This window comes from Thiohalocapsa sp. (assembly GCF_019695415.1).
Taxonomy (GTDB): Bacteria; Pseudomonadota; Gammaproteobacteria; order Chromatiales; family Chromatiaceae; genus Thiohalocapsa.
Window position 1 is genome coordinate 1 of sequence record NZ_JAIFKJ010000296.1, and the last position, 2,056, is coordinate 2,056.

The following is a 2,056-nucleotide window of genomic DNA, read 5'->3' on the forward strand; positions in this document are numbered from 1 at the left end:
GGACTTTCGCAAGGGCATGCGCTCGCTGGCGGTGCTGGTGGAGCAGGCGCTGGGTAGGCTGTTCAATTTCCCACAGAGAAGCCGCGAAGTGTTCATGCAGTTTTCATGTCGGGCCTGAGGGCGCGCCGTCGGCGTGCCAGCATCGAAGGCCCGAGGTGGGTCTGGACCCACTGCTCGACATCAACGCTGCGCACCGATGCCATCGCCTCGCGGATGACTGGAGCGGTGAGCTCCGAGAGGAACGCGGGGATCAGCAGCACCAGCCGACCGACCTCCTTGAGCGGGCCGCGAGCGCTGAAGGTCTTGTAGTGGCCGAAGACCGATTCGATGATGTCGGAGGACGCCAGCCAGGTGACGTCGGCGGGCAGCTTGGTGGCTTCCTGTTCGACGTGCCGCAGCACCCGCGTGCGGAAGTCGGCCACCGCAGCGGCGAGCGGTTCTTGCGCGTCCAACACCGAATGCAGCGCCTCCGGTGTCGTGCGCGAGAGCCCGTCGGTTTTCAGGAGCGTCTGAACGGTCTTGGACACGGCCATCGTCTGCGTCCACTCCGGCAAGACCTCGCGGTATGCCAACACCCAGTCGAAGGCTTCGAGAAAGCGCGCATAGCCGCGATCGGCCAAGCGCCAGAAGGCGTCATCGCGCGCATCCGGCGCCGCGGCGCCGTGCGCGCGCAACACCTCGCACAAGGCCGCGCGCGTCTCGCAGCGCTGTCCGATCAGCACGCGCAGGGGCTCGATGCGGCGCTGGCCCTGCACCGCGCGCAGGTACGCCCAAGCGTCGGCGCTGAACACGCACGCCCGCCCGATGAGGCTGAAATCGCCCTGGTCGTGATAGCCGAGCAGGCGCTGCGCCCAGTCGATATGGGCGTCGATCGCCATGTAGCGCGCTTTCGTGCGCTGGCGCGGCGGCAGCAGAAACGCCAAGTCGGTCTGTTGGAAGCGGCTCAAGATGGTGCTCGAGTGTTGCAGGAACGCCTGCCAGGGCGCGTTCTCGCGCCAGTGCGCCTTCAGTTGCGTCGCCACCGCATGGGAGATGTCATAGGTCTCCACGCAGCGCGGCGCCTGCTGGCGGAACAGCGCGATGCCCTTGCGCAGATCGCTGCCATGGTCGCAGACGATCTGCACCGGCACACCCGTGCGCGCGCTCACCTGCTTGAGCACCGCCGCCACCCGCACCCCGGTACTGTTCGCCATCACCTCCACGGCCAGCACCGTCATGTCGCCATGACGGGGCGAATACCCGGTCGCGCGCAACCGACCGGCGGGAATGCCCAGTACCACCAGACACTTCATCGCGCCCAAAGCCACCGTGTGGTCGATGACGAAAATCCAATCGTCGCGCCGCGGCGGCACACGCCGCAACACGCCCAAGCCCAACCGACAGCACCAGTTCAGGACGGTGGTCGCGGCGGGAGCGCCCAGCGGCAGGTAGCCCGCCAACAGGCGCAGGACCCAACTGACCCCGCGACAACCGAAGGAGGCATGCAGATACAGCTGCAGGCTCAACTGGATCGCCTCCAGGGAATAACGATGGTTGGCGACGGGCGTCGGTACCAACACCGCAGGCGGCTCCTCGCCACCGTCCTCGTCGGCTTCACCGCCGCCGGCGTCCCGCGCCGGTGCTCGGCCCTCGGCCGACAACGCCCGCGCTTTCCAGTAGGCACGGCTGTGCTCCAAGTCGCGAATCCGCACTTGCGCAGCACGCAGGCGCTTCTGGCGCTCCAGCGCCTTGGCTTTCCAGCCGTCTCGTGCGTGGCGAACCAGACGCAGCAGGCGCGAGACGGGGGTCTTCAACTCGTTCATGCGTGTCGGGCCTCGGATCGGGTGCCCACCGCGCTACGCGCAGCGGGAACACAAAAGATCCAAGGATTTTCGATGCTTCTGCTGACCCCTTCAAGTCCGTGCTCGGCTTTGCCCGCCAAGCACCTGTTCTGCATGAACGATTGGGGGCGGTTTCGGCGGAGATTGAAATACCTACCCGGCGACCGCCTGGGCTTCCTCGATCCCCAGGCTGATCGCTCACAATTGATCTCTCTCTGACGTCGCCTGCTGCCGCG

At 66.7% G+C, this 2,056-nt stretch carries 1 protein-coding gene; it reads right to left on the bottom strand.

What is annotated here, in order from left to right; genetic code table 11:
- Window positions 1-92: 92 nt before the first annotated feature.
- The gene (locus I6U14_RS08615) at window positions 93-1,640 is read right to left on the bottom strand and encodes a hypothetical protein (protein WP_296898490.1); all 1,548 of its coding nucleotides are present in this window, start codon (window positions 1,638-1,640) and stop codon (window positions 93-95) included.
- Between the last annotated feature and the right edge of the window lie 416 nt (window positions 1,641-2,056).